Below are 23,374 nucleotides of genomic sequence, written 5' to 3'. Positions count from 1 at the left end.
ATCGGGGCGAGTAGCCGGGGCGGGCCGGCGCCGGTCCTAGGCTCGGGACATGCACGAACGGCGGGTCACGCGCCAGGTCGTCGTCGGCGATGTCGCGGTCGGCGGCGGTGCGCCCATCAGCGTCCAGTCGATGACCACGACGAAGACGGCCGACGTCGACGGGACGCTCGCGCAGATCTACGCGCTCAAGGGTGCCGGTGCCGACATCGTGCGCTGTACCTGCAACGAGGAAGCCGCGGCCGAGGGCCTCGCGCAGATCGTGCCCCGTTCGCCGGTGCCGATCATCGCCGACATCCACTTCCAGTACCGCCTCGCGCTCGCGGCGATGGAAGCCGGCGTGCAGGGGCTGCGACTGAACCCCGGCAACATCCGCAAGGCCGAGCACATCAAGCTCGTCGCGAGCGAGGCGCGCGATCGCAACCTGCCGATCCGCATCGGAGTGAACGCGGGCTCGCTCGACCCCGCGATGGCCGACGCACACGGCGGCATCACGCCGGAGGCGCTTGTCGGGTCCGCGATGCACGAGCTCGCGCTGTTCCGCGAGGTGGGCTTCGACGACGTGAAGATCTCGGTGAAGGCGTCGAACGTCGCGCTGATGATCGACGCCTACCGCCTGCTGTCGGAGACCACCGACTGCGCGCTGCATCTCGGTGTGACCGAGGCCGGTCCGCCGCCCGCGGGACTCGTGAAGTCGACCGCAGGAATCGCGACGCTGCTCGCGGAAGGCATCGGCGACACCATCCGCTACTCGCTCACCGCCGACCCCGTCGAAGAAGCGCGCGCGGGACGCCAGCTGCTCGAAGCGCTCGGACTGCGCGAGCGCAAGGGCCTCGATCTCATCGCGTGCCCGTCGTGCGGGCGCGCCGAGGTCGACGTCATCACGGTGGCGCGCACCGCCCAGGAAGCGCTGGAGCAGCGCAACATCCCGCTCCAGGTCGCGGTGATGGGCTGCGTGGTGAACGGCCCCGGAGAGGCACGCGAGGCCGACCTCGGCATCGCCGCCGGCCGGGGCAAGGGCCACCTCTTCGTGAAGGGCCACGTCGTGCGGGTCGTGCCCGAGGCCGAGATGGTGCCCGCGCTCATCGAGGAAGCCGAGCGCATCCTCGCCGAGGGCATCGAGGCGCGCATCGCCGCGGCGGACGCGGATGCCGAGGCGATCACCGCGGCCACGCGCGCCGAGCTCCTCGCGGAGCAGGGCACCGACGCGAACGACGATCAGACGCGCATCGAGCTCGTCCGCAAACGCGCGAACGAATAGCTCGAACTACTCCGCGCTGGCGGCGGCCGTGCTGTTGTTCGCGTTCGTCGCGCCGGTGGTGCCGTTGCGCGCGGCGCGGGCCATGACCCGCTTGCGCACGATCCGCAGCATCACGTGCTTGATCGTCGCGATGATGATCGCGACGTCGAGCGAGAGCGACCAGTTCTCCACGTAGAAGATGTCGAGCCGCTTGTACGCGTAGAACGACGGGTTGTCGCGCGCCTCTACCTGCCACAGACCGGTGATGCCCGGGGGCACCGACTGACGCGCGAGCAGGTCTTCGTCGAACTCCGCGACCTCCGACGGCAGCGCGGGACGGGGACCGACGAGGCTCATCTCGCCGCGCAACACGTTGAGCAGGTTCGGCAGCTCGTCGATGCTCGAGGCTTCGAGCAGACGGCCGATGCGTGTGCGACGCGGATCGCGCTCGAGCTTGAACAGCGGCCCGCGCCGTTCGTTCACGCTGAGCAGCTCGGACAGGTAGCGCTCGGCGTCGGGCTTCATCGTGCGCAGCTTCAGCATCGTGAACAGGTCGCCATGGCGGCCGACGCGCTGCTGTCTGAAGAAGACGGGGCCGTGGTCTTCGAGCTTGATGAGCAGCGCGGCCATCGCGAGGACCGGCGCGCTCGCGACGAGCAGGATGCTCGCGAGGGTCACGTCGAGCGCCCGCTTGAGCGTCAGCTGCCAGTTCGAGAGCTGCAGCGGCTCGAGGTAGAAGAGGGGCTCGTAGGCGAGGGGGAGTGGCCGCAAGCGCCGGCTCGACACACCCTCCAACCCGCTCGACAGGTGCAGGTGCACGTGGAGCCCGGCTCGCAGCAGCCCGCGGGTCAGGCCGTCGAGCTCGTCGCGCGGGACCGCACTGCCGGCGATCATCACGCCGGTCACACCGGTCGCCGCCGCGGCCGCGAGGCTGTCGTCGAGCGTGCCGAGGTAGCGCGCCGACTCCGACCAGTGCGCGACATCGGGCGCGTTGCCGACGACTCCGACGATGCGGAAGCCGATCTCGGGGTGGTTGTCGAGCAACCGGAAGAGCGCGTGCGCCTGCTCGTTCGAGCCGATGATCATCACCGGCCGGCAGTAACGACCTTGCGCGCGTGCCCACTTGAGCCAGGTCGTGTACACCGCCCGGAACCACGCGAGCAGGAGGAACGACAGCGCCGCTCCCGCAGCCGCGCGCCACGCGGAGATGCTGGCGTCGATCAGATTGCCGACGACGAACGCAGCGAGACCGGACAGGACGGCCGCACGCGCGAGGCGGGCGATCTCGACGGACCGCACCCCGGAGACGCGCGCGAGATATAGCCGTTGCGACGCGATCGCGAGGATCGACGCGAGCACGATCGTGCACTCGGCGACGACCAGCGCACCCGGGCGTCCGGCGAACGCGCCGTTGAAGCGGCCGGGGACGACGAGCACGATGCCCCACGCGATCGCGACCGACGCGAGGTCGAGCACGAGCAGCATGCGGCGCAGCCAGCGTGAGCCGGTCGGCCCGGAACCGCCGACGACTTGAAGCTTGGCGCGCGTCGCGTTGCCGCGCGACTGAATGGCAGGTGAGGTGCTCACGCGGCGGGTACCCCCGTTTCGCGTGCGGGCACGCCGAGAACCGGGTTCATCGCCTCCATGCTGGACCAACGCTGTGCGCCGGTCCCGGGCCGCCCTGCCCCTGATCGCGTCATCCTGCCGCCCCCGTGCGTTCCCAACGTTCCCCCGACGGCTCGGTCCTTAATCCTTTCTTGGCCCGTCCAGGGTCCCCGACCTGTCCGAGTGTTGGCGCCCCGGGAAGCCCGGGACAGCCCATTCTGCCTTGCGCTGGTCGCCACTACCAGTGGCGGCAACATCATTTCGCGCGACGGCTTCCGAAATGTTGCCGAGGCGTGAACATTCTGCGCTGCCCTCGTGGCCTGCCCCCCGAAATCGGCCGTGGACTTCGTGCTTTGTCGACGGGATCGGTCGAGTCCGTGCGACCCGTCCGGTCCGTTCGTTCAGCTCGACTCTCCGAGGATCATCCCGGCGCCCACGGTCTCGTGGGTGCCTTCGTCGATCAGGATGAAGCTGCCCGTGATGCGGTTGCGGCGGTACTCGTCGACGAACAACGGGACCGTCGAGCGCAGGCTGATCCTGCCGATGTCGTTCATCGCGATCGCACCCGGCTGCTCGTCGCGGTGCAACGTGTTCACGTCGAGCCGGTACTGCAGTCCTTGCACGCGACAGCGTGCGGTGCGCGTGGTGTGCTTGATGCCGTAGATCGTTCCCTCGCGTAGCGGCCGCTCGTTGAACCAGCAGACCATCGCGTCGATGTCCTGCGTCGCGGTCGCCGCGTTGTTCGGCCGGCAGAGCATGTCGCCGCGGCTGACGTCGAGGTCGTCGGCGAGGCGGATGCTCACCGACATCGGCGGGAACGCCTCCTCGACGGGGCCGCCGAAGACGTCGATGCTCGCGACCGACGTCGTGAAGCCGGTCGGCAGCACCATGACCTCGTCGCCGGCGCGGAAGATGCCGCTCGCGACCTGCCCGGCGTAGCCGCGGTAGTCGTGGTGCTCGTGCGACATCGGCCGGACGACGAACTGCACCGGAAACCGCGCGTCGATGAGGTTGCGGTCGGAGCCGATGTAGAGGTGCTCGAGGTGATGGAGCAGCGTCGGGCCGCCGTACCACGGCGTGTTCGGCGAGTGCGTGACGACGTTGTCGCCGTGCAGCGCCGAGATCGGGATGAACGTGAGGTCGTCGATCTCGAGCTTGCCGGCGAAGTCGGTGAACTCCGCGCAGATCTCTTCGAAGCGCTCTTCGTCGTAGTCGACGAGGTCCATCTTGTTCACGCAGAGCACGAGGTGGCGCACTTGCAGCAGCGATGCGATCACCGAGTGGCGCCGCGACTGCTCGAGCACGCCCTTGCGCGCGTCGATGAGCACGAGCGCGAGGTCGGCGGTCGACGCGCCGGTAACCATGTTGCGCGTGTACTGCACGTGTCCGGGCGTGTCGGCGATGATGAACTTGCGCCGTGGCGTCGCGAAGTAGCGGTACGCGACGTCGATCGTGATGCCCTGCTCGCGCTCGGCGCGCAGACCGTCGGTGAGCAGCGCGAGGTTCGTGTAGTCGAACCCGCGGTCGCGGCTCGTGCGCTCGACCGCCTCGAGCTGGTCCTCGAAGATCTGCTTCGTCTCGAGCAGCAAGCGCCCGATGAGCGTGCTCTTGCCGTCGTCGACCGAACCCGCGGTCGCGAACCGCAGCATCTCCATCAGAAATACCCCTCGCGCTTGCGGTCCTCCATGGCGGCCTCGGTGAAGCGGTCGTCGGCGCGCGTCGCGCCGCGCTCGGTGATTCGCGATGCCGCGACCTCGAGGATGATGTCGTGCACGGTCCCGGCGGACGACTCCACCGCGCCGGTGCAGCTCGCGTCACCGACGGTGCGGTAGCGCACGAGCAGGTTCTCCGGCTCTTCGTCGGGGAGCAGCGTGACGAAGTCGGAGACCGCGAGCAGCATCCCGTCGCGACGGAAGACGTCGCGGTGGTGCGCGAAGTAGATCGACGGCACCTCGATCTTCTGCTCGTCGATGTATTGCCAGATGTCGAGCTCGGTCCAGTCCGAGATCGGGAAGATCCGGATGTGCTCGCTCTTGCGGTGGCGCCCGTTGTAGAGGTTCCAGAGCTCGGGCCGCTGGTTCTTCGGGTCCCACTGACCGAACTCGTCGCGGAAGGAGTAGACGCGCTCCTTGGCGCGGGCCTTCTCCTCGTCGCGTCGCCCGCCGCCGAAGACGGCGTCGAACCCGTTCGACTGGATGCCGTCGAGCAACGTCGTGGTCTGGAGCCGGTTCCGGCTGGCCCGCGGGCCCGTCTCCTCGACGACCCGGCCGGTGTCGATCGACTCCTGAACCGAGGCGACCACGAGGTTCAAGCCGAGCTCGGCGACCCGCCGGTCCCGGAAGTCGATGACCTCCGAGAAGTTGTGGCCCGTGTCGACGTGCATCACCGCGAACGGAATGCGCGCCGGCGAGAACGCCTTCTCGGCCAGCCGGAGCATCACGATCGAGTCCTTGCCGCCCGAGAACAAGAGCACGGGCTTCTCGAACTCGGCCGCGACCTCACGGAAGATGTGGATCGACTCCGCTTCGAGCGCGTCGAGATGTGAGATCTGAGTATTCACGTGCAGTCACCGCCCTACGACGCTCAGTGTCATGAGGATACCGAGTTCCTTCCGGATCGGCACGTTTGGAGAATTCGCCGCCGGTCGGATTCACAACGGCACGCGGCCGCCCCGGGCGCACGCACGCGCCGCGAGCCTATCGGCCGCGGGGCCGTCCTGAGAAAAGGCCGCGAGGCCGCCGGCCGGAGGTCGCCAACCCTCGCGTAAGGTCGTCGCCGATGCGGCTGCGACCTGACGCGTTCGATTCGTACGACGCGATGTCGTGCCCCGGCTGACCGCACCTGCGGTCTGCGCATAGCGGCTCATGTCCCGGAACCGACGCATTGTCGCGGCGCTGCTCGCGGTGGTGCTGGTCGCGGCGGTGGCGGTGGTCGTCGGTGTGGCGGTCGCGCGCCACGACGGCCGCAACAAGCAGGCCGCGCCCGCCGAGCCCGACGCGACCGTCGACGCGAAGACGATCGCCGGGCTGCAGCCCGACCAGTTCGGGATCTCGACCGGGATCCAGCTCGTGAAGGAGGAGCCGGACCGTATCGACGCCGACATCGCGAGCATCGCGACGCTGGGCGCGCAGTGGATCCGCACCGGTATCCGTTGGGACATCGTCGAGAAGCGCGGGCCGGATCAGGACGACTGGACGGTGCCCGACCGCATCGTGTCCGACGCGGCGAAGCACGACGTCCGGATCATCTTCGACCTCACGGGCACACCGAAGTGGGCGCGCGCGTCGGGCGCGGGGTCGGTCGAGTTCCCGCCCGACCTGCACACGTACGCGACCTTCGCCGGCAAGCTCGCGCAGCGGTATCGGGGCAAGGTCGCGGCCTACGAGCTCGGCAACGAGCCGAACCACGTGAAGAGCTTCGCCCACCCCGATCCCGCCCGGTACGAGCAGGTGCTGCAGCTCACGTATCCGGCGATCAAGGCGGCCGATCCGAAGGCGCTCGTGCTCACGGGTGGCCTCGGCGGCGAGACCGGCAAGGGCGTGCTCGGCGGCGACGAGTTCCTCGCCGCGCTGTATCGCGCCGGCGCGAAGCCGTACTTCGACGGGGTCAGCTACCACCCGTACACGTATCCGCTGATGCCGTCGGACGACGCGGGGCAGCGCAGCTGGAGCCGCATGCTGAACGCGCGCCGCACGATGGTCGCGAACGGCGACTCGGCGAAGAAGGTCTGGATCACCGAATACGGCGCGCCGACGGGCGGTCCGAAGTCGGTCGACCAGGTGCAACAGGCGAAGATCATGTACGACGCGTACCGCCTCTGGGGGAGCTACCCCTGGGCGGGCCCGTTGTGCTGGTTCGACTACCGTGACAAGGGCACCGACACCGGCGACCACGGCAATTTCTTCGGGCTCTACACCCACGATGACCAGCCGAAGGTCGCCCTACGGCAGTATCAGGCGCTCGTGCGTTCCGTTCGCTGAGCCAGGTGCACCACAACCCGACGAAGGGCTGGATTCATGACGTTGAGGACCCGACGGATCCACGGACGGATCGCGGCGGTTGCTTCGATCGCGGCACTGGCGGGGGCGGCGCTCGCTTCCGGTCAGATGCCTGCCGGCGCGACCACGCCGCGCCCGGCGGCCACGCCGCCTGCGACCGTGGGCGTGAACGGTCTGTGCGGTGGCGTCGTCACCGGCACGCTGCCGGCGAGCCTGCGGCCGGGCACCGCGGTCAGCGCCACGATGCACGTGTACGAAGAGCGGAGCATGCACTCGCTCGGCCAGAGCGTGCCCGTCGACTTCAAGAACCCGGGCCTGTACTCCAAGCCGTCGAGCCTGCCGAACCCGCAGCCGACGATCGCGGCGAGCACCCTCGTGAACAGCTACCTCGTCCACTCGGACCCGCCCGGCGACTCGATCGTGCGCCGCGCCGCGACTGTGGGCTTCACCGGCACGATCCTCGGCGTCGAGGTGAAGGCGACGACGTTGAGCAACAACGCGAGCAAGGCCGAGCTGCGCGGGCCGGCCACCTACGCGAACAACGTCTCCGGTCTCGAGCTCGGCCTCGACGGTCACGGTGACTACGCCCGGCTCATCAACGCGCACACGTTGTCGTTCGCGCTGAAGACGTCGTCGGTCGTCGACGAGATCCGCGTGATCACGACCGCGACGACGAGCACGAGCTCGGCGCTCAAGGGCTACCGCATGCTCGCCTCCGACGGCGGCGTCTTCGACTTCGGCGGCCAGAAGTTCTACGGCTCGACCGGTGGCACGGTGCTGAACAAGCCGGTGGTTGCCGGGCAGAACACCTGCGGCAACGCGGGCTACTGGTTCGTCGCCAGCGACGGCGGCGTCTTCAGCTACGGCGACGCGCCGTTCTACGGCTCGGCCGGCGGCACGGCGCTGAGCTCACCCGTCGTCGGAATGGCCGTCACCGCGACCGGGGCCGGCTACTACCTCGTGACCGCCACCGGTCAGGTGCTCGTCTATGGCGACGCCCAGACGTGGAACAACTCGGCCGGTCACCACGACCTCCAGTACCTGCACCTGAACCAGCCGATCGTCGGCATCGCGACCGCGCCGAGCGGACGCGGCTACTGGCTCGTGGCCTCCGACGGCGGCATCTTCGCCTTCGGATCGCCATCGGACGCCGGCTTCTTCGGCTCGACCGGCAACCTTCACCTCAACAAGCCGATCATCGGCATGTACGCGGCGAAGGACGGCGACGGTTACTACCTGTACGCATCCGACGGCGGCATGTTCGTGTTCGGACACGAGCCGTTCTTCGGGTCCGCGGGTGGCACCGCCCACACCAACCCGATCGTCGGCGCGCGACTCGCCTCCGACGGGCAGGGCTACTGGTTCGTCGACTCGGCCGGGAAGATCTTCCAATTCGGTCCGAGCGCGCCGTTCGCGGGTGACATGAGCGCGGTGAAGCTCTTCCGCCCGATGATCGGGATGATGTAGCGGTCCTGATGGTCGCGCTCGCTGCGGGCCGGGATACCCGGCCCGCGGGCGCTCGCCGCTCCATGACGCGGGATGGGAGTGAGCAAGGTCGCTTGCTCACTCCTCTCGCCGTTTGCCGTCGTGCGCTGTCAGAGCGCCGCGACTACAGCGCGAGCAGGCGTTCGGCGGTCGCGAGCGAGACGACGTACACGTTGTTGATCGTCTCGAGGTTCGGGACGAGCGTCTCGCCGACGAGCGCGCGGCGCGCGACGTCGAACGCCTGCACCATGTTCTGCGAGTGCTGCGAGGTCGGGATGACCTGGAGGTAGCGCTTGCGGATCGCCGAGATGCCGACGAACACCGTGCCCGACCCCCGCGACACCGCGACCCCGCGCCCCCAACCGGCGCACGGGATCTGCGCGCGCTCGCGCCAGGCCCGGTCGTAGACGCGCAGCACGCCGGCGCGGCTGTCGCAGATCCACTGCTCGTCGTCGGAGACGATCTGGATGCTGTGCGGCCCGCTCAGTGACAGCGGCGTGCCGCGGCCGGTCTCGAGCTCGATGACGCCGCCGTTGCCCTGCATCTTCACGAGCCGTTGCGCGACGTACTTCACGGTCTGCTTGCCGTCGACGTGGTGCACGAGCACCGACATCTTCCCGTCGAGCGTGCGCACGATCTGATTGGCGTGGAACTTGTCGACGGTCTCGGCGCCGTCGTCGCCGCCCGGACGCGCGGCCGACGCTTGGGGTCGACGCGCGGACCGCACCGGCACCCGCTGCGTGAAGCCCTCGGTCGCGAGATCGAACGCGACCGCTTCGTCGCGCCCGGTGTTCGCGATCCAGAGCGTCCCGTCGACCTCCGTGATCTCGTGGCTGTCCTTGAGCTCGACGTCGAAGTCGGTGACGGTGCCGGTCGCGAGATCGAGGCGGAAGAAGTCGTTGCCCGACGAGCCGTAGACGACGTCGGCGTCGGGCCGGATGACGAGCGAGCTCATGCCGAACTCACCGCGGTCGAGCGCGCGCACCGGCTGGAAACCGTCGGCGGTGAGGACCTGGACCGGATGCACCTCGTGGCGCTCGATGTTGCGGTCGGCCGGCTTCGTCGCGAGCGCGCCCACCACGACGAGCGCTTCCGCGGGGTCGATGGGCAGCGTCACGTGACTCCCTGCGTCTTCATCAGTCGATGGATCTCCTCGTCGTGTGGGCCCGGCCGCGACGCGCGGCTCACCAGATCGCGGTCGAAGCCGCCGACGAGGGCGTCGATGCGATCGGTCGGGAACCCGCAGAACGTGAAGAGCCGCGCGATCTCGCCGGGATCGGTCTGCAGCGTCTCGAGCCGGAAGCTCGCGAGCCGGTCGCCGTAGAGCTCGACGAAGCGGGTCTTGCGTTCCTGCGCGACCCGCAGGACCTCGACGTGATAGGCGAGCGGCCCGTCGCGGCGCACGATCTCGACGAAGCCCGCCATCTTCGGCCCGAACGGGAGCGGACCCTTCGTCTGGCGCGTCCAGAGCAGGCGGGCCGTGTACGCGACGAATGCCGGCCAATCGCGCGGACGCACCTGCTTGAGCAGCGATCGTCCACCCGTCGCGTCGAGGTGCTCGCCGAAGTCGCCCTCGGCCCGGCGGGGCGTCAGGTACTTGCGGATCGCGATCGACGGCTTCAGCGACTCGTGGTTCAGCGTGCGCCGGTAGTTCGAGTCGATGCAGCGGGCGGGATCGCGCTCGACGTAGACGACGCGCGCGTCGGGGAAGACTCGGTGCACGAGGTCGGGTCGGAGGCAGTTCACCGGCGACTTCTCGACGAGTGTCTTCTCGGCGGCGGCATCGAGCAGCGTCTGCCGGATCCACGAGGCGGCGCGCGCGTCGTCCTCGACGACGTCGTCCGGGAGATGCGAGAAGCTGCCGGCCTTCCACACCATGTGCGGCTCGGTCTCGAGGTGCACGTCGGGACGTGACTCGAGCAACCGGCCGACGAACGTGGTGCCCGATCGGGACATGCCGATGATCAGGATCACGTCGCCGCCAGAGCCGGCGCGTCGCCTGCGGCCCGCCGAACTTGCTCACCGAGGCGTCGGGGAAGCCGAAGCTTGCGAGGCTGACCAAACAAGCTCGGAGCGGGCATCCGGCGAATCCTAGGAGACCGGGGTCGAGCGGCTTCCGGGCGACCGGTACCATCGCTCGCTCCCATGGGATCGCCGCCGCCTGCGCTCGACTTCGTCGTCATTGGCGCGCAGAAGGGCGGGACGACGACGCTCTTCGAGCACCTGCGCCAGCACCCGCGCCTGTGCCTTCCGGCCGACAAGGAAGCGCCGTTCTTCAACCGGCCCGAGCTGTACTCGAAGGGCGCGGAGCACCTCTTCACGACCTACTTCCCGCAGCCGCTGCCCGAGGGTCGGCTGCTCGGCACCGTGACGCCGCAGTACATGTGCATCCGCGGGTGCGCGCAACGGGTCGCCGACGCGTTCCCCGCGGCCCGGCTCGTCGCGATCCTGCGCGACCCGGTCGAGCGCGCGTACTCGCACTACCGGATGGCGGCGCGTCGCGATCAGGACACGCGGTCGTTCGACGACGCGATCGCGGAGATGCTCTCGAGTCCCGAAGCGCTCGAGGCCGGGCGCGCGTCGACCCGTCTCGGCGAGACCTACGTCGCGTGGAGCGAGTACGGCCGCATGCTCGGCGACTATCTCGAGCGCTTCGACCGCGAGCAGCTGCTCGTGACGTACACGAGCGACCTCGAGTCCGAGCCCGCCGCGGTGCTCGGCAAGATCTACGAGTTCCTCGGCGTGTCGGTCGTGTTGCCCGATGGGCTGGGGGAGCGCTTCCACGTCGGCGGCTCGCAGCGACGGTTCCCGAACGTGCAGCGCCGGTTGCGACGATCCCCGGTCGGCTGGCTGTGGAAGCGGATGCCGCAGGGCACGCGCAGTCGCCTCTTCATCAGGTTCGACCACTGGAACGTGCGTCGCGACGAACCCGCAGCCGAGGGTGACGAAGGCGGGCGCTGGTCGGCCGAGACCGAGGCCCGCCTGCGGGCGCACTTCGCGGCCGACGAGGCCGCGCTCGCCGACCGCTTCGCCCTCGAGCTGCCCTGGGCCTGACGTTTCACGGCGCGCGCGGCGAGCGAAGCGAGCACGCGACCCCGCTCGCTCCCGCGTTCGCGTCACGGAGCCGCGAGCAAAGCGAATGACCCTGAGAATCGCCACGGTGCGCGTTCGTCGGCGTGCGCAGGGCGAGCTAGCCTCCCCCGATGCCGGAGGGCGGGGCGGGCGGGGCCCGGGCGGGTGAGACGGTTGCCGCGCGAGCCGGACACCGTCGCGGTCGCGCGCTCGTCGTGCTGAGCACCGTTGCCGCGTTGCTCGCGTCGTTCGCGATCGCGTGGACCGCGTCGGCGAGCGCGGCCGGTGGCCCGACGGCGACGCTGCTCGCGTCACCCGCGTCCGGCGGACTCTCGAAGATCAAGCACGTCGTCCTGATCATGCAGGAGAACCGCTCGTTCGATCACTACTTCGGGATGTATCCCGGCGCCGACGGCATCCCGGTCGACGCGAGTGGCAACCCGACCGTGTGCGTGAACGACCCCACGACGCACCAGTGCGTGTATCCGTGGCACGACCCGACCGACATCACGAACGGCGGACCGCACGGCGCGCACGACGCGAACAACGACATCGACGGCGGCCGCATGGACGGCTTCATCAAGCAGTACCAGGCCGCGCTGAAGAATTGTCGAGGCAAGCCGAACCAGCCCGACTGCGGCGTGCCGAAGGCCGAGCCCGACGTGATGTCGTACAAGCTCCGCTCGGATCTACCGGAGTACTGGAGCTACGCCGACAACTACGTGCTCATGGACCACATGTTCGGATCGGGCCGCACGTGGAGCCTGCCCGAGCACCTGTTCATGGTCTCGGACTGGGCCGCGCGGTGCTACAAGCCGAACGACCCGATGAGCTGTGAGAACGAGGTCGACGCGGTCGACGACGCGCGCTTCCAGCCGTCGCCGAACTACGCGTGGACCGACGTCACCCACCTGCTGTCGCAGAACGGCGTCTCGTGGGGCTACTACGTGTTCGACGGCAGCGAGCCCGACTGCGAGGACCCCGGCGACCTCACGTGCATCCCGCTGCCGCAGTCGTATCGCACGGGGAGCATCTGGAACCCGTTGCCGTACTTCAGCGACGTCAAGCAGGCGGGCCAGCTCGGCAACATCCAGAGCGTCGACAACTTCGTGGCCGCCGCGCAGAACGGCAACCTGCCCGCGGTGTCGTGGGTCGTGCCGACGAACTCGGTGAGCGAGCACCCGCCCGCGTCGATCGAGGACGGCCGCAAGTACGTCACGTACATGGTCAACAAGGTCATGCAGAGTCCCGACTGGGACTCGACCGCGATCTTCCTCGCGTGGGACGACTGGGGCGGCTTCTACGACCACGTGAACCCGCCCGGCGTCGACGCGAACGGGTTCGGCATCCGCGTGCCCTCGCTGCTCATCAGCCCGTACGCGAAGCAGGGCTACGTCGATCACGGCGTGCACAGCTTCGACTCGTACCAGCGCTTCATCGAGGACGTGTTCCTCGGCTCGTCGCGACTCGACCCGACGACCGACGGTCGTCCCGACCCGCGGCCGGTGGTGCGCGAGAACTACCCGGGCCTCGCCGACCTCGCCGACGACTTCGACTTCACGCAGTCGCCGCGGCCGCCCGACATCATCGGCAACTCGAGCGCGTCGGCGCTCGCGGCGCCCGTGAATCCGAAGGCGAAGGCGCTGCCCTCCGCGCAACCGCCGAGCGCGGCCGACCTCTCGTCGCGCAGCATCATGCCCGCAACGCCGCCGCGCGCCGCCGTCGACGCGACGGCCGGTCCGATCTCCGGAACCGAGAACTTCTCGGTCGTGTTCGACGGGTCGCAGACCCGCACGGGGACGCGCGCGCTCACGCAGTGGTCCCTCGACTTCGGCGACGGCAAGAGCACGCAGGGAACCGGTGCGCCATCCGCGACGATCAAGCACACCTACGCGAGCGCCGGCGCCTTCACCGCGCACCTGCACGTCGTCGACCAGGCCGGCTCGACCGCCGACGACACGCTCGTCGCGAACGTGACCGCGGCGGCGCCGACGGTGTGGATCCAAGGCAGCAAGCCATTGGGCTTCGACACGCTGAGCGAGTCGTTCAACGCGTCGGAGAGCAGTGCGGGCAAGTGGACGATCGACTTCGGCGACGGCACCAAGGCGAAGAAGGGCACCGGCGTGCCGCCGGCCGCGCTCAGGCACGGGTACAAGCACGTCGGCATCTACACGACCACGCTCACGGTGACCGATCCGGATACCGGCCGGTCGAACGTCGCGCGTGCGGTCAGCACCGTGTCCGCGAGTCGCGCGCCGACCGCGGTGTCGAAGGTTCCCGACGTCGGTCCGAGCTCCGCGCACCTCCTCGCGGACCTCTGGTACAACGGCAAGCCGACGTCGTTCCACTTCGAGTGGGGCACGAACCCGTCGAACCTGAACAACTTCACCCCGACGCGGAGCGCGGCGAACGGCGCGAGCAGCCCGGCGCAGGAGATCACCGGCCTCACGGGCGGGGGCAAGTACTACTACCGGGTCGTCGCGACGAACAGCGTCGGCACGACGTACGGCGACGTCATCGCGTTCACCCCGAACACCGGGCCCAAGGTGAAGCTCACGAATCCGAAGTCGCTCACGAAGGACTCGGTCACGCTCACCGGCAGCGTGAATCCGCAGGACGCAGCCACGACGGCGCACTTCGAGTGGGGCGTCGGCAACAACATCGACCACGTGACGCCCGACGTCGACATGGGCGGCAACAAGGGCATGAAGCCGATCACCGCGGACCTCACGGGCTTGCAGCCGAACACCACGTACTCGTACCGGCTCGTCGCGGAGAACGCGGTCGGCGAGACCGCGAGCCCGGCGAAGAAGCTCACGACGAAACCCGCGACCGGCGGCGCGAGCGCGGCCGACGACACCGTCGCGTCGTCGTCTTCCATCGTTCACTTCTGATCGTTTGACGCGCGCGCGTTGCGCGTCCGTTGCGCGTGCGAGTGCCACGATTCCGCGCGTCGCCCGCCGGGGATAGCGTGCGATTGCGCGGGCCTCCAGCCGGAGCCGCGCGATGACGCGTGCAACATGGGAGGTGCGCGACGTGTCGAAGTGGGCTGCGACGCGCTTGCGCGTCGTCATGCCGTGCGCCGTCGTCGCGCTCATGGTGGCGACGCTCGTTCCCGTCGCCCACGCGTCGACGCGCGCGGTGGCGCCGCAACCGATCGCGGCGAACGCGCCCAACGTCACCGGGCTGCCCGCGGGCTTCAGCATCGCGACCGTGCAGAACAACCTCGACGACGGTCCCGGCGGGAACGTCACGTCGTTCGCGTACGCGCCCGACGGTCGCATCTTCGTCGCACGCAAGACCGGTGTGCTCGACGTGTGGGACCACGGCGTGCAGCACATCTACATCGACCTGCGCGATCAGGTGAACACGTACCAGTCGCGCGGGCTGGTCGGTTTCGCGATCGACCCGAACTTCGCGTCGAACGGCCGCGTCTACGTGCTGTACACGGAGGAGCTCGATCCCGGGAACCCCGACTCACCCGAACCCGCGGGTGGTCAGCTCGTGAGCCTCACGAACAAGCCCGGTCAGCCCGACGTGGGTGATCCGTCGAGCGAGCGGGTGCTGATGACCGGCTTCGACTCGACGGCGACGTTGCACTCGGTCGCGGGGCTGCGGTTCGGTCCCGACGGCACGCTGTACGTGGGCCTCGGTGACGGCAACGGCAATGGTGTCGGAACCGGCACGTCGATCAACGCGCTCAACCTCGACGACCTGCGCGGGAAGGTCCTGCGCGTCGACCCCACGACCGGCAACGGCGTGGCATCGAACCCGTACTACGACGCCGCGAACCCCCACTCCGTGCGTTCGCGCGTGTTCGCACGCGGTTTCCGCAACCCGTTCCGCTTCACGATCGATCCGACGAACGGCACGCTCTACGTCGGCGACGTCGGCTGGAACACGTGGGAGATGTTCCAGGTCTTTCCGCAGAGCGCGTCGAACCCCGACGTGCAGCGCGACGCGGGTTGGCCGTGTTACGAGGGCGGCGACGGCATCTCGCTCGTGCAGCCCGACTACCAGGCCGCGCCGCAGACCGCGCCGATCTGCCACTCGATCTATACGCCGGCCGAAGGTGGGACGGGCCAGGGCGCGGTGCCGCCCCTCTACGGCTATCGCCACGACGACGTGCCCCACGACGTCGGCTCCGCGATCGTCGGCGGCCCCCGCTACCTCGGCACGTCGAACTATCCGTCGCCGTACGTCGGCAAGCTCTTCCTCGGTGACTATGCACGTGCGCGCATGCAGACGCTCGATCTGTCGAATGGTCACGCGACCGACTTCGGGACCTCCGGTACGTGGGGCAACCCGGTCGACATCCAGATCGCGCCCGACGGCAACGTCGCGTTCCTCGCGTTCGGACCCGGCACCCTCGACGAGATCGTCTACACGAGCTCGGGCAACCGGCCGCCCGTCGCCGTCGCGCACGCGGACCACACGTCGACGACCGGCAACTCGCTGACCGTGCACTTCTCGAGCGCGGGCTCCTCGGATCCCGACGGTGATCACCTCTCGTACCTCTGGAACTTCGGCGACGGCGGCGCGCCGAGCACGAGCGCGAATCCCGTCCACACCTTCGGGCACGGCGCGTTCACGGCGACCTTGCTCGTCTCCGACGGGCGCGGCGGGAGCGCGAGCGCGAACGTGCACATCCGGGTGGGGGTGTCACCGCCCCAGGTCTCGTTCACCGCGCCGGCGACGACCTTCCGGTTCCGCATCGGGTCGACGATCCCGATCGCGGTGCACGCGGTCGACCCCCAGGACGGACCGCTGACCGGCGACTCGGTGTCGACGAGCATCGACTACTGGACCGGTGGCCACCGCTTCCCCGTGAACGACTTCGACGGCGTCTCCGGTTCGTTCGTCGCGGCCGACCAGGGTTTCGTGACCGCGACCTATCGCATTACGACGACCGCGACCGATTCCGACGGGCTGTCGACGACGATCACGCGCAATGTGCTGCCGGTCGTCGCGAGGGTGACGATCGATTCGCAACCGTCGGGCATCACACTCTCGGCCGACGGCGTGAGCCACCGGACGCCGTACACGTTCTCGACGATCGCGGGCAGCGAGCGCGAGATCGCCGCGCCGGCCGCGGTCTCGGTGGGCGGCGCCGACTTCGACGCGCCCGCGTGGTCGGAGGGAGGTCGGGTCACGCACAACCGGTTCCTCGAGTACGTCGCGCCCGCGGGCTCCGTCACCGCGAAGGTGACGTACGCGGTCGCGCCGACGACCAACCGCGGCTATCGCATCGTCAGCGCAGCCGGCGTCGTGCAGGGCTTCGGTCTCTCGAGCTACGGCGACCTGCGCGGCCATCACCTCGCGGCGCCGATCGTCGGCCTCGCGTCGACGCCCAATCGGCGCGGCTACTGGTTGCTCGGGAGCGACGGCGGCGTGTTCAGCTACGGCAGCGCGCGGTTCTACGGGTCGACCGGCGGGCTCCGACTCACGCGCCCCGTCCTCGGCCTCGCGGCGCCGCGCGCCGGTGGCGGCTACTGGTTGGTGGCGAGCGACGGCGGGATCTTCTCGTTCGGCGCCACCCGTTTCTACGGCTCGACGGGCGCGATCCACTTGAACCGACCGATCGTCGGGATGGCGCCGACGCCGTCGGGCCACGGGTATTGGTTGGTGGCGAGCGACGGCGGGATCTTCGCCTTCGGCGACGCGCGCTTCTACGGGTCGACCGGCGGGCTGCGACTCAACCGCCCGATCATCGGCATCGAGGCGACGCCGTCGGGCCACGGCTACGAGCTCGCCGCCGACGACGGCGGCATCTTCACGTTCGGCGACGCCGAGTTCTTCGGCTCGCTGGGCTCGATCGGCGGCGACGCGCGGATCGTCGGCCTGGGCTGACGCTCCGCCGTGCCGGCCTGGACGGCGCGCCCCACGACCGGACAACATCGAGCGAGAGCACCGGGTGCCCGGCGCGGTGGGACAGGAGGGCGGCACCATGCGAGGGTCGCGCGCGCGAGGCCTCGTCGTCGCGCTCGCGACACTCCTGACGCTCGGGCCCGCCATCGCGCTCGGTGCGGTCGCCGCGCTGGCGGGTGCGGGACCCGCAGGCGCGGATCCGCCGCCGGGGTTCGCGACCGTGCTCGTGCAGGGCAACCTGCTCGCGGGACCGGGCGGAGGCCCGACGTCGTTCGCGTACGCGCCCGACGGTCGCGTCTTCGTCGGCCGCAAGACCGGCGTCGTCGACGTGTGGGATCACGGTGTCGAGCACACGTTCGTCGACCTCCGCGACGAGGTGAACACCGTGCAGTCGCGCGGCCTCGTCGGCATGGTGCTCGACCCGAACTTCGCGACGAATCCGCGCGTGTACGTCCTCTTCACGCAGGAGCTGCGGCCCGACGACCCCGATCAGGGCTATCCCGCGGGCGGGAAGCTCATCTCGATCAAGCCGATGGCGACCGACCCCGACACCGCAGACCCGGCGACGCGCGTCACGTTGGTGTCGGGCTTCAAGTCGCCGTCGCGGCTGCACTCGGTCGCGGGCTTGCGTTTCGACGACCAGGGTCACCTGCTCGTGGGCTTCGCCGACGGCAGCGACAACGGGGTGAACCAGGGTCAATCGCTCGTGGCCGAGAACATCGACGACCTGCGCGGGAAGATCCTGCGCATCGACCCGACGACGGGTGCGGGCATCCCGGGCAACCCGTTCTACGACTCGGGCAGCCCGATGTCGGTTCGCTCGCGCGTGTACGCCTACGGCCTGCGCAATCCGTTCCGTTTCACCGTCGACCCGAGCAACGACGACGTGTACGTCGGTGAGGTCGGCTGGAACACGTGGGAGCAGCTCGACGTGTTCAGGCCGACGTTCTCCAACCCGCGGCACGACCGCAACGGCGGCTGGCCCTGCTACGAGGGCGGCGAGGTCGCCAATCACGGCGTCGCGCTCGTGCAGCCCGACTACCAGACGTCGCCCGAGACCGCGTCGACGTGTCATGCGATCTATCCGCCGAGCGAGGGCGGGACCGGCGTCGGCGCGATCGATCCGCTCTACTCGTACCGTCACGACGAGGTGCCGCACGAGGTCGGCTCCGCGATCGTCGGCGGCCCGAAGTACACGGGCACGTCGAACTATCCGTCGCAGTACGTCGGGAAGCTCTTCGTCGGCGACTTCGCTCGCGACTCGATGCGCGTCGTCGATCCCGCGACGGGCGCGTGGTCGGACTTCGGCACGTCGGGCACGTGGGGCAGCCCTGTGGACATGCAGATCGCGCCCGACGGGAACGTCGCGTGGCTCGGCATCGCTTCGGGGCAGCTGCGCGAGATCGTCTACACGGGTAGTACCAACCATCCGCCGGTCGCGCACGCAGGCGCGAACATCACGACGTCGCCGACGGTGCCGATGACCGTGAAGTTCTCGAGCGCGGGTACGAGCGACGCCGACGGCGACTCGCTCACGTACCACTGGGACTTCGGCGACGGGAAGACGTCGACGCAGGCGAACCCGCAGCACGTGTACAAGAAGGCGGGCGGCTACCAGGTCACGTTGACGGTGTCGGACGGTCACCCCGGCGGTGTCGCGACCGCGAACCTGCAGATCGGCGCGGCCGACGCGTTCCCGACGGTGTCGTACATCACGCCCAATCCGCGCGCGCGCTTCGAGATCGGCGACACGATCCATGTGACGCTCGCGGCGAACGACGCCGAGGACGGACCGTTGTCCGGCGACAGCGTGCAGACGACGATCGTCGAGCACACCGGCGGGCACGCGTTCCCGGGCGGCGACTTCAGCGGCACCTCGGGCTCGTTCCAGTTCGCCGACCTCGGCTTCGACGACACGTACTACGAGCTCGACACGACCGTGACCGACTCCAGCGGCCTCGAGACGTCGATCACCACGAACGTGCTGCCGAAGACGGTGCCGGTCACCGTCGCGTCGCAGCCCGCGGGCGCGACCGTCACCGTCGACGGCATCGCGCACGCGACGCCGTTCACATGGGATCCGATCGTCGGCAGTGAGCACGAGGTCGTCGCACCGTCGACGGCGTCGTTCGGCGGCGCGACGGGGACGTTCAGCACGTGGACGTCGCCCAGCGGGGTCGACGCCGACACCTTCGCGTCGTTCGTGGTTCCCGATGCCGCCACGACCGTCGCCGCGCGCTACGACTCGATCGCCGATGGCTTCGCCGTCTCCGACGCGTCGATCGTCGAAGGTGATTCGGGTCTGCGCGATGTCGCGGTGACGATCAGCCGGTCGGTCGCGTCGAGCACGACGACGTCGGTGCAGTGGAAGACCGTCGCCGGCAGCGCGGTCGCGGCCGATTTCGTGAAGGCGTCGGGCACGGCGACCTTCGCGCCCGGACAGACCAGCAAGGACGTGCTCATCGGCGTGCACGGCGACACGAAGGCCGAGCCCGACGAGCAGTTCGGCGTCAAGCTCACGAACCCGATCGGCGGCTCGATCGTGCAGCCCGTGGGAACGGTCACGATCCTCGACGACGATCCCGGCTCCGGGTCGCTGCACGCCGACGTCGGTGACGTCACCGTGCTCGAGGGCGGCGCGGCCACGCGCAGCGCGGCGTTCACGGTGTCGTTGTCGGCGCCGAGCCCCGGCGGCGTGACCGTCGGGTACGCGACCGCCGACGGCACCGCGAAGGCGGGCACCGACTACACCGCGACTGCGGGCACGTTGACGTTCGCCGCGGGGCAGGTGTCGCAGACCGTCGACGTGCCCGTGAAGGGCGACCGCAATTCGGAGACCACCGAGAGCTTCACGCTCGCGCTGTCGAAACCGGTCGGTGCCGCGCTCGGGCGCGCCACCGGCACCGGGTACGTCGCGACCGACGACTCGCAGGTCGTGCTGTCGATCAGCAGTGGCAACTACTACGAAGGCGACCGCGGTAAGCCCAAGATCCCGTTCACCGTCTCGATCGGTACGCCGAGCACCGATCCGGTGAGCGTCACGTGGACCGTGAACAACCTCACGACGAGCTCGTCCGACGTGAAGCTCGCGTCGGGTGTCGCCACGATCCCCGCGGGCTCGCTCGACACGACCGTCGAGGTGACGACCATCGCCGACACCGTGCACGAGAGCAACGAGAGTTTCGACGTCACGCTCGCCAACCCGGTCGGCGCGACGATCGGCACCGGCACCGGCCTCGAGATCGTGCGTGACGACGACCCGGGCACGCCTTCGAACCGCGCGGGGATCGGCGACGTCCAGATCGTCGAGGGTCAGAACGGCACGCGTGCCGCGCGGTTCGTCGTCACGCTCGCGACCGCGCAGGCGAACACGGTTTCGATGCACTACGCCACGGCCGACGGCACCGCGACGGCGGGCGCCGACTACCGCGCCCGATCCGGGACGGTCACGTTCCCGCCCGCAGCGGTGGCGCGCGTCGTCTCGATCCCGATCGTCGGCGACACCGTGGCGGAGGCGAGCGAGCTCTTCACCGTCACCCTGTCGAGCCCGTCGGGCACGACCATCGCCGACGGCACCGGCCGCTGCACCATCACCGACGATGACTAGCCACGCTCCGGTGTCGATGCTTTCTGGTCGGGGCCTCCGTGTCGGACGGCCCGCGCGGCGAGCCGCCCGTTCCTGCGGTCACGCTCCGGTGTCGATGGTCACGAACGAGCGCGCTACCGTCCCGCGGTCATGAAGATCCGTAGCTTCTCGGACACCGACGTCGTGCGACTGCACGGCGAGTTCACGGGCGCAAAGCCGTTCCCGCACGTAGTGATCGACGATTTCCTCGTCGGTGAACGCGAGGAGGCGGAGCGCTTCCCGGCCCCCGACTGGCCGGGCTGGCGTCGCTACGAGGGCAGCGAATACCAGCCCGAGAAGATGATCTGCGACAGCATCGAGAAGATCCCCGAGGACTTCGCACGGATCATTCGCGAGATGTGCGACCCGACGTTCCTCACGATGCTCGAGGAGATCACCGGCATCCCGAAGATCATCCCGGACCCGTATCTGAACGGCGGAGGACTGCACTCGAGCGGGCCCGGCGGGATTCTCAAGCCGCACTCCGACTTCCACAACTACGAGCGCCTCGGCCTGTTCCGCCGGCTCAACGCGCTCGTCTACATGAACCCGGACTGGACCGCCGACGACGGCGGTTCGCTCCAACTCTGGGGCGACGCCAACGCCACACAGGTCGCGCGGAGCGTCGTGCCCGAGTTCGGCACGTGCGTCATCTTCCAGACCGACTTCGACTCCGTGCACGGCTTCACCGATCCGGTGAAGGGCCCGCGGTATCGCAACTCGATCGCGCTCTACTACTACACGGCCGCGGAGGCCGGGAAGTACAGCGGCGACACCACGACGTACTGGCGCCAGCACGAGCAGCGGCACGGACTCGCGGCGCTGCGCGTGCGCGCGTACCGATCGCTGCTGTTCTGCGCGCGAGGCATCGCGTACATCGCGCATCGGATCAACCCGAACCGGATGAAGGACCCGACGAAGCGGCGCGCGCGCTGAGCACCGTCAGTCTCGGCGTCCCGCTCTACCGTCCGAACCCCGCGCATCTGACGCGCTTGGTCGACTCGTTCGCGCAACAGAAGCACCCCGATCTCGACGTCGTGATGGTGGACGACGCGTCGCCGGGGCTCGACGACCGCGCGCTCGACGCGCTGCTCGCGCCCTTCCGCGACCGCGCGACGGCCGCGGGCTTCGCGCTCACGTGGACGCGCAACGACACCAACCTCGGCATGGTCGGGAACTGGAACCGTGCGGTCTGCGCGGGAAGCGGCGAGCTCGCGATGTGTGTCTCGCAGGACGACGAGCTCGGCCCGGGCATGCTCGCCGCGTACGAAGCGGAGCTCGCCGATCCCGGCGTCGCGCTCGTGTCGAGCGCGGAGGAGTTCATCGACGAGGACGGACGCCCGCTGCCGCGTCGCCTGAACGTGGGTCACCGCCACCACGTGTTCGTCGAGCGGGACCGGTACGTGCTCGACCACGCGGAGCTCGTGCGCCTGTCGTTGCGCAACGGCCAGAGCTTCGGCGAACCGTCGGCCGTGATGTTCCGCCGCTCGGTGTTCGACGCGATCGGCGGCTACGACGCGAGCTTCGAGCACGCGGCCGACGTCGACTTCAACCTGCGCGCGTCGACGTACGGACGCGCCGTCTACCTGCGCCGCCCCTACCTGCGCCGCCGCTGGCACACCGGCGGCCTCACGCGCACCAACCTCGGGTCCGGTGCGGTCGCGCGGGACCGGCTCCGGCTCTACGACCGATACCGCGACACCGCGGGGCTCACCGAGCACGACCGGGCCGAGGCGCGCGTCGCCCTGGCGTCACATTCGGTCTACGACGCGGTGCGTGCGGCACGCGCGCAGCAGTGGCCGGTCGTGCGCGAGGCGCTCGGCAACCTGCGCGTCGGCGTACGGGCGCCGCTCGGCGACCACGTCGCGCACCTCACGGAGATCGTCACCCGCAAGAACAAGGACCGGCGTTGAAGGCGAGCGCGTTCCGGCGCTAGGTTCGCCGAGTCTGGGCGGTGGGACTCGGGAGGCGGGCGATGAAGCGGCTCTTTGCGGTTGTGATCGGTGTGCTGATGCTGGGCGCGCCCGTGCTGGCCGCCGCGCCCGCGGTCGCGGCCCCGACGGCCCCGACTCGCGCCGCGACCGGCATTGCCGGGAACTACACCTGGTGGGTGAGGTGGAGCGGCCACGCCTACCACTACTTCGCGACGGTCGACCTGTACCGCAATCACACCGGCGGCGACAACCACGGTGACACGATCACCTGGTCGCGCGAGGGCCGCGCGATCTCGCTGACATTCACGGCGATCGACGGCACGTCCGTGACTCACTACACGGGCACGAAAACCCGCAAAGGGTTCAGCAAGAAGCTCCAACCCGGCATCGTGACCGACGACGAGGGCGGCTCCGGCAACTGGTACGCCTTCCTGAACGGAGCCTGACCCGCCCGTCGACCCGAGCGGTCGGCGCCCGAAGAGGCCCGATTCGGGCCTCGGTATGCTGTCGGCTTCCGGAAGTCGGTCGAGGCGGCGACGAGAGCACGGGG

The 23,374-nt window shown here is 69.5% G+C and carries 15 protein-coding genes; 10 read left to right on the top strand and 5 right to left on the bottom strand.

What is annotated here, in order from left to right:
* The first annotated feature begins 49 nt into the window (after positions 1 to 49).
* Positions 50 to 1,258 carry a flavodoxin-dependent (E)-4-hydroxy-3-methylbut-2-enyl-diphosphate synthase gene (gene ispG, locus VH914_09945; protein HEX4491514.1) on the top strand — a complete coding sequence of 403 codons (1,209 nt, stop codon included), beginning with the start codon at positions 50 to 52 and terminating at the stop codon, positions 1,256 to 1,258.
* Between the two features lie 6 nt (positions 1,259 to 1,264).
* On the opposite strand, the gene VH914_09940 is transcribed toward ispG, so the two are convergent.
* The 3 genes from VH914_09940 to cysD form a co-directional block, all read right to left on the bottom strand.
* Complete coding sequence (locus VH914_09940) at positions 1,265 to 2,824, bottom strand: sugar transferase (GenBank protein ID HEX4491513.1); 1,560 nt, start codon at positions 2,822 to 2,824, stop codon at positions 1,265 to 1,267.
* 419 nt (positions 2,825 to 3,243) lie between these two features.
* Positions 3,244 to 4,497: a GTP-binding protein gene (locus tag VH914_09935; protein HEX4491512.1), complete on the bottom strand. Its 1,254-nt coding sequence runs from the start codon at positions 4,495 to 4,497 to the stop codon at positions 3,244 to 3,246.
* On the bottom strand, positions 4,497 to 5,402 hold the full coding sequence (cysD, locus tag VH914_09930; protein HEX4491511.1) for a sulfate adenylyltransferase subunit CysD: 906 nt from the start codon (positions 5,400 to 5,402) through the stop codon (positions 4,497 to 4,499). Before cysD ends, VH914_09935 begins: the two co-directional genes overlap by 1 nt.
* Positions 5,403 to 5,706: 304 nt before the next feature.
* Between cysD and VH914_09925 the strand changes: the two genes are divergently transcribed.
* Together VH914_09925 and VH914_09920 are read left to right on the top strand one after the other, a co-directional pair.
* Positions 5,707 to 6,822 carry a cellulase family glycosylhydrolase gene (locus VH914_09925; GenBank protein ID HEX4491510.1) on the top strand — a complete coding sequence of 372 codons (1,116 nt, stop codon included), beginning with the start codon at positions 5,707 to 5,709 and terminating at the stop codon, positions 6,820 to 6,822.
* Between the two features lie 36 nt (positions 6,823 to 6,858).
* Positions 6,859 to 8,307, top strand: coding sequence for a hypothetical protein (locus tag VH914_09920; protein ID HEX4491509.1), 1,449 nt, complete (start codon positions 6,859 to 6,861; stop codon positions 8,305 to 8,307).
* A gap of 142 nt (positions 8,308 to 8,449) precedes the next feature.
* Here VH914_09920 and VH914_09915 read toward each other — a convergent pair whose 3' ends face one another.
* Positions 8,450 to 9,442 (bottom strand): hypothetical protein, encoded by a 993-nt coding sequence (locus VH914_09915; protein ID HEX4491508.1) that lies wholly within the window; start codon positions 9,440 to 9,442, stop codon positions 8,450 to 8,452.
* Positions 9,439 to 10,299 carry a sulfotransferase gene (locus tag VH914_09910; protein HEX4491507.1) on the bottom strand — a complete coding sequence of 287 codons (861 nt, stop codon included), beginning with the start codon at positions 10,297 to 10,299 and terminating at the stop codon, positions 9,439 to 9,441. The genes VH914_09915 and VH914_09910 overlap by 4 nt, the downstream gene beginning before the upstream one ends.
* 171 nt (positions 10,300 to 10,470) lie before the next feature.
* Between VH914_09910 and VH914_09905 the strand changes: the two genes are divergently transcribed.
* The 7 genes from VH914_09905 to VH914_09875 all read left to right on the top strand — a co-directional run bounded on the left by VH914_09905 (position 10,471) and on the right by VH914_09875 (position 23,270).
* On the top strand, positions 10,471 to 11,379 hold the full coding sequence (locus VH914_09905) for a sulfotransferase (GenBank protein HEX4491506.1): 909 nt from the start codon (positions 10,471 to 10,473) through the stop codon (positions 11,377 to 11,379).
* Positions 11,380 to 11,528: 149 nt separating this feature from the next.
* Entirely contained in the window at positions 11,529 to 14,291 is a 2,763-nt protein-coding gene (locus VH914_09900; GenBank protein HEX4491505.1) for an alkaline phosphatase family protein, read from the top strand.
* Positions 14,292 to 14,403: 112 nt separating this feature from the next.
* Positions 14,404 to 17,247: a PQQ-dependent sugar dehydrogenase gene (locus VH914_09895; protein ID HEX4491504.1), complete on the top strand. Its 2,844-nt coding sequence runs from the start codon at positions 14,404 to 14,406 to the stop codon at positions 17,245 to 17,247.
* 97 nt (positions 17,248 to 17,344) lie between these two features.
* Entirely contained in the window at positions 17,345 to 20,872 is a 3,528-nt protein-coding gene (locus VH914_09890; protein HEX4491503.1) for a Calx-beta domain-containing protein, read from the top strand.
* Positions 20,873 to 21,001: 129 nt separating this feature from the next.
* On the top strand, positions 21,002 to 21,826 hold the full coding sequence (locus VH914_09885) for a 2OG-Fe(II) oxygenase (protein ID HEX4491502.1): 825 nt from the start codon (positions 21,002 to 21,004) through the stop codon (positions 21,824 to 21,826).
* Positions 21,733 to 22,803, top strand: coding sequence for a glycosyltransferase (locus VH914_09880; GenBank protein HEX4491501.1), 1,071 nt, complete (start codon positions 21,733 to 21,735; stop codon positions 22,801 to 22,803). The genes VH914_09885 and VH914_09880 overlap by 94 nt, the downstream gene beginning before the upstream one ends.
* A 62-nt stretch (positions 22,804 to 22,865) precedes the next feature.
* On the top strand, positions 22,866 to 23,270 hold the full coding sequence (locus VH914_09875; protein ID HEX4491500.1) for a hypothetical protein: 405 nt from the start codon (positions 22,866 to 22,868) through the stop codon (positions 23,268 to 23,270).
* Positions 23,271 to 23,374: the final 104 nt, after the last annotated feature.

It is taken from the genome of Acidimicrobiia bacterium (assembly GCA_036271555.1).
Classification (GTDB): Bacteria; Actinomycetota; Acidimicrobiia; order IMCC26256; family PALSA-610; genus DATBAK01.
This window is presented reverse-complemented; position numbering and strand designations above follow the sequence as displayed.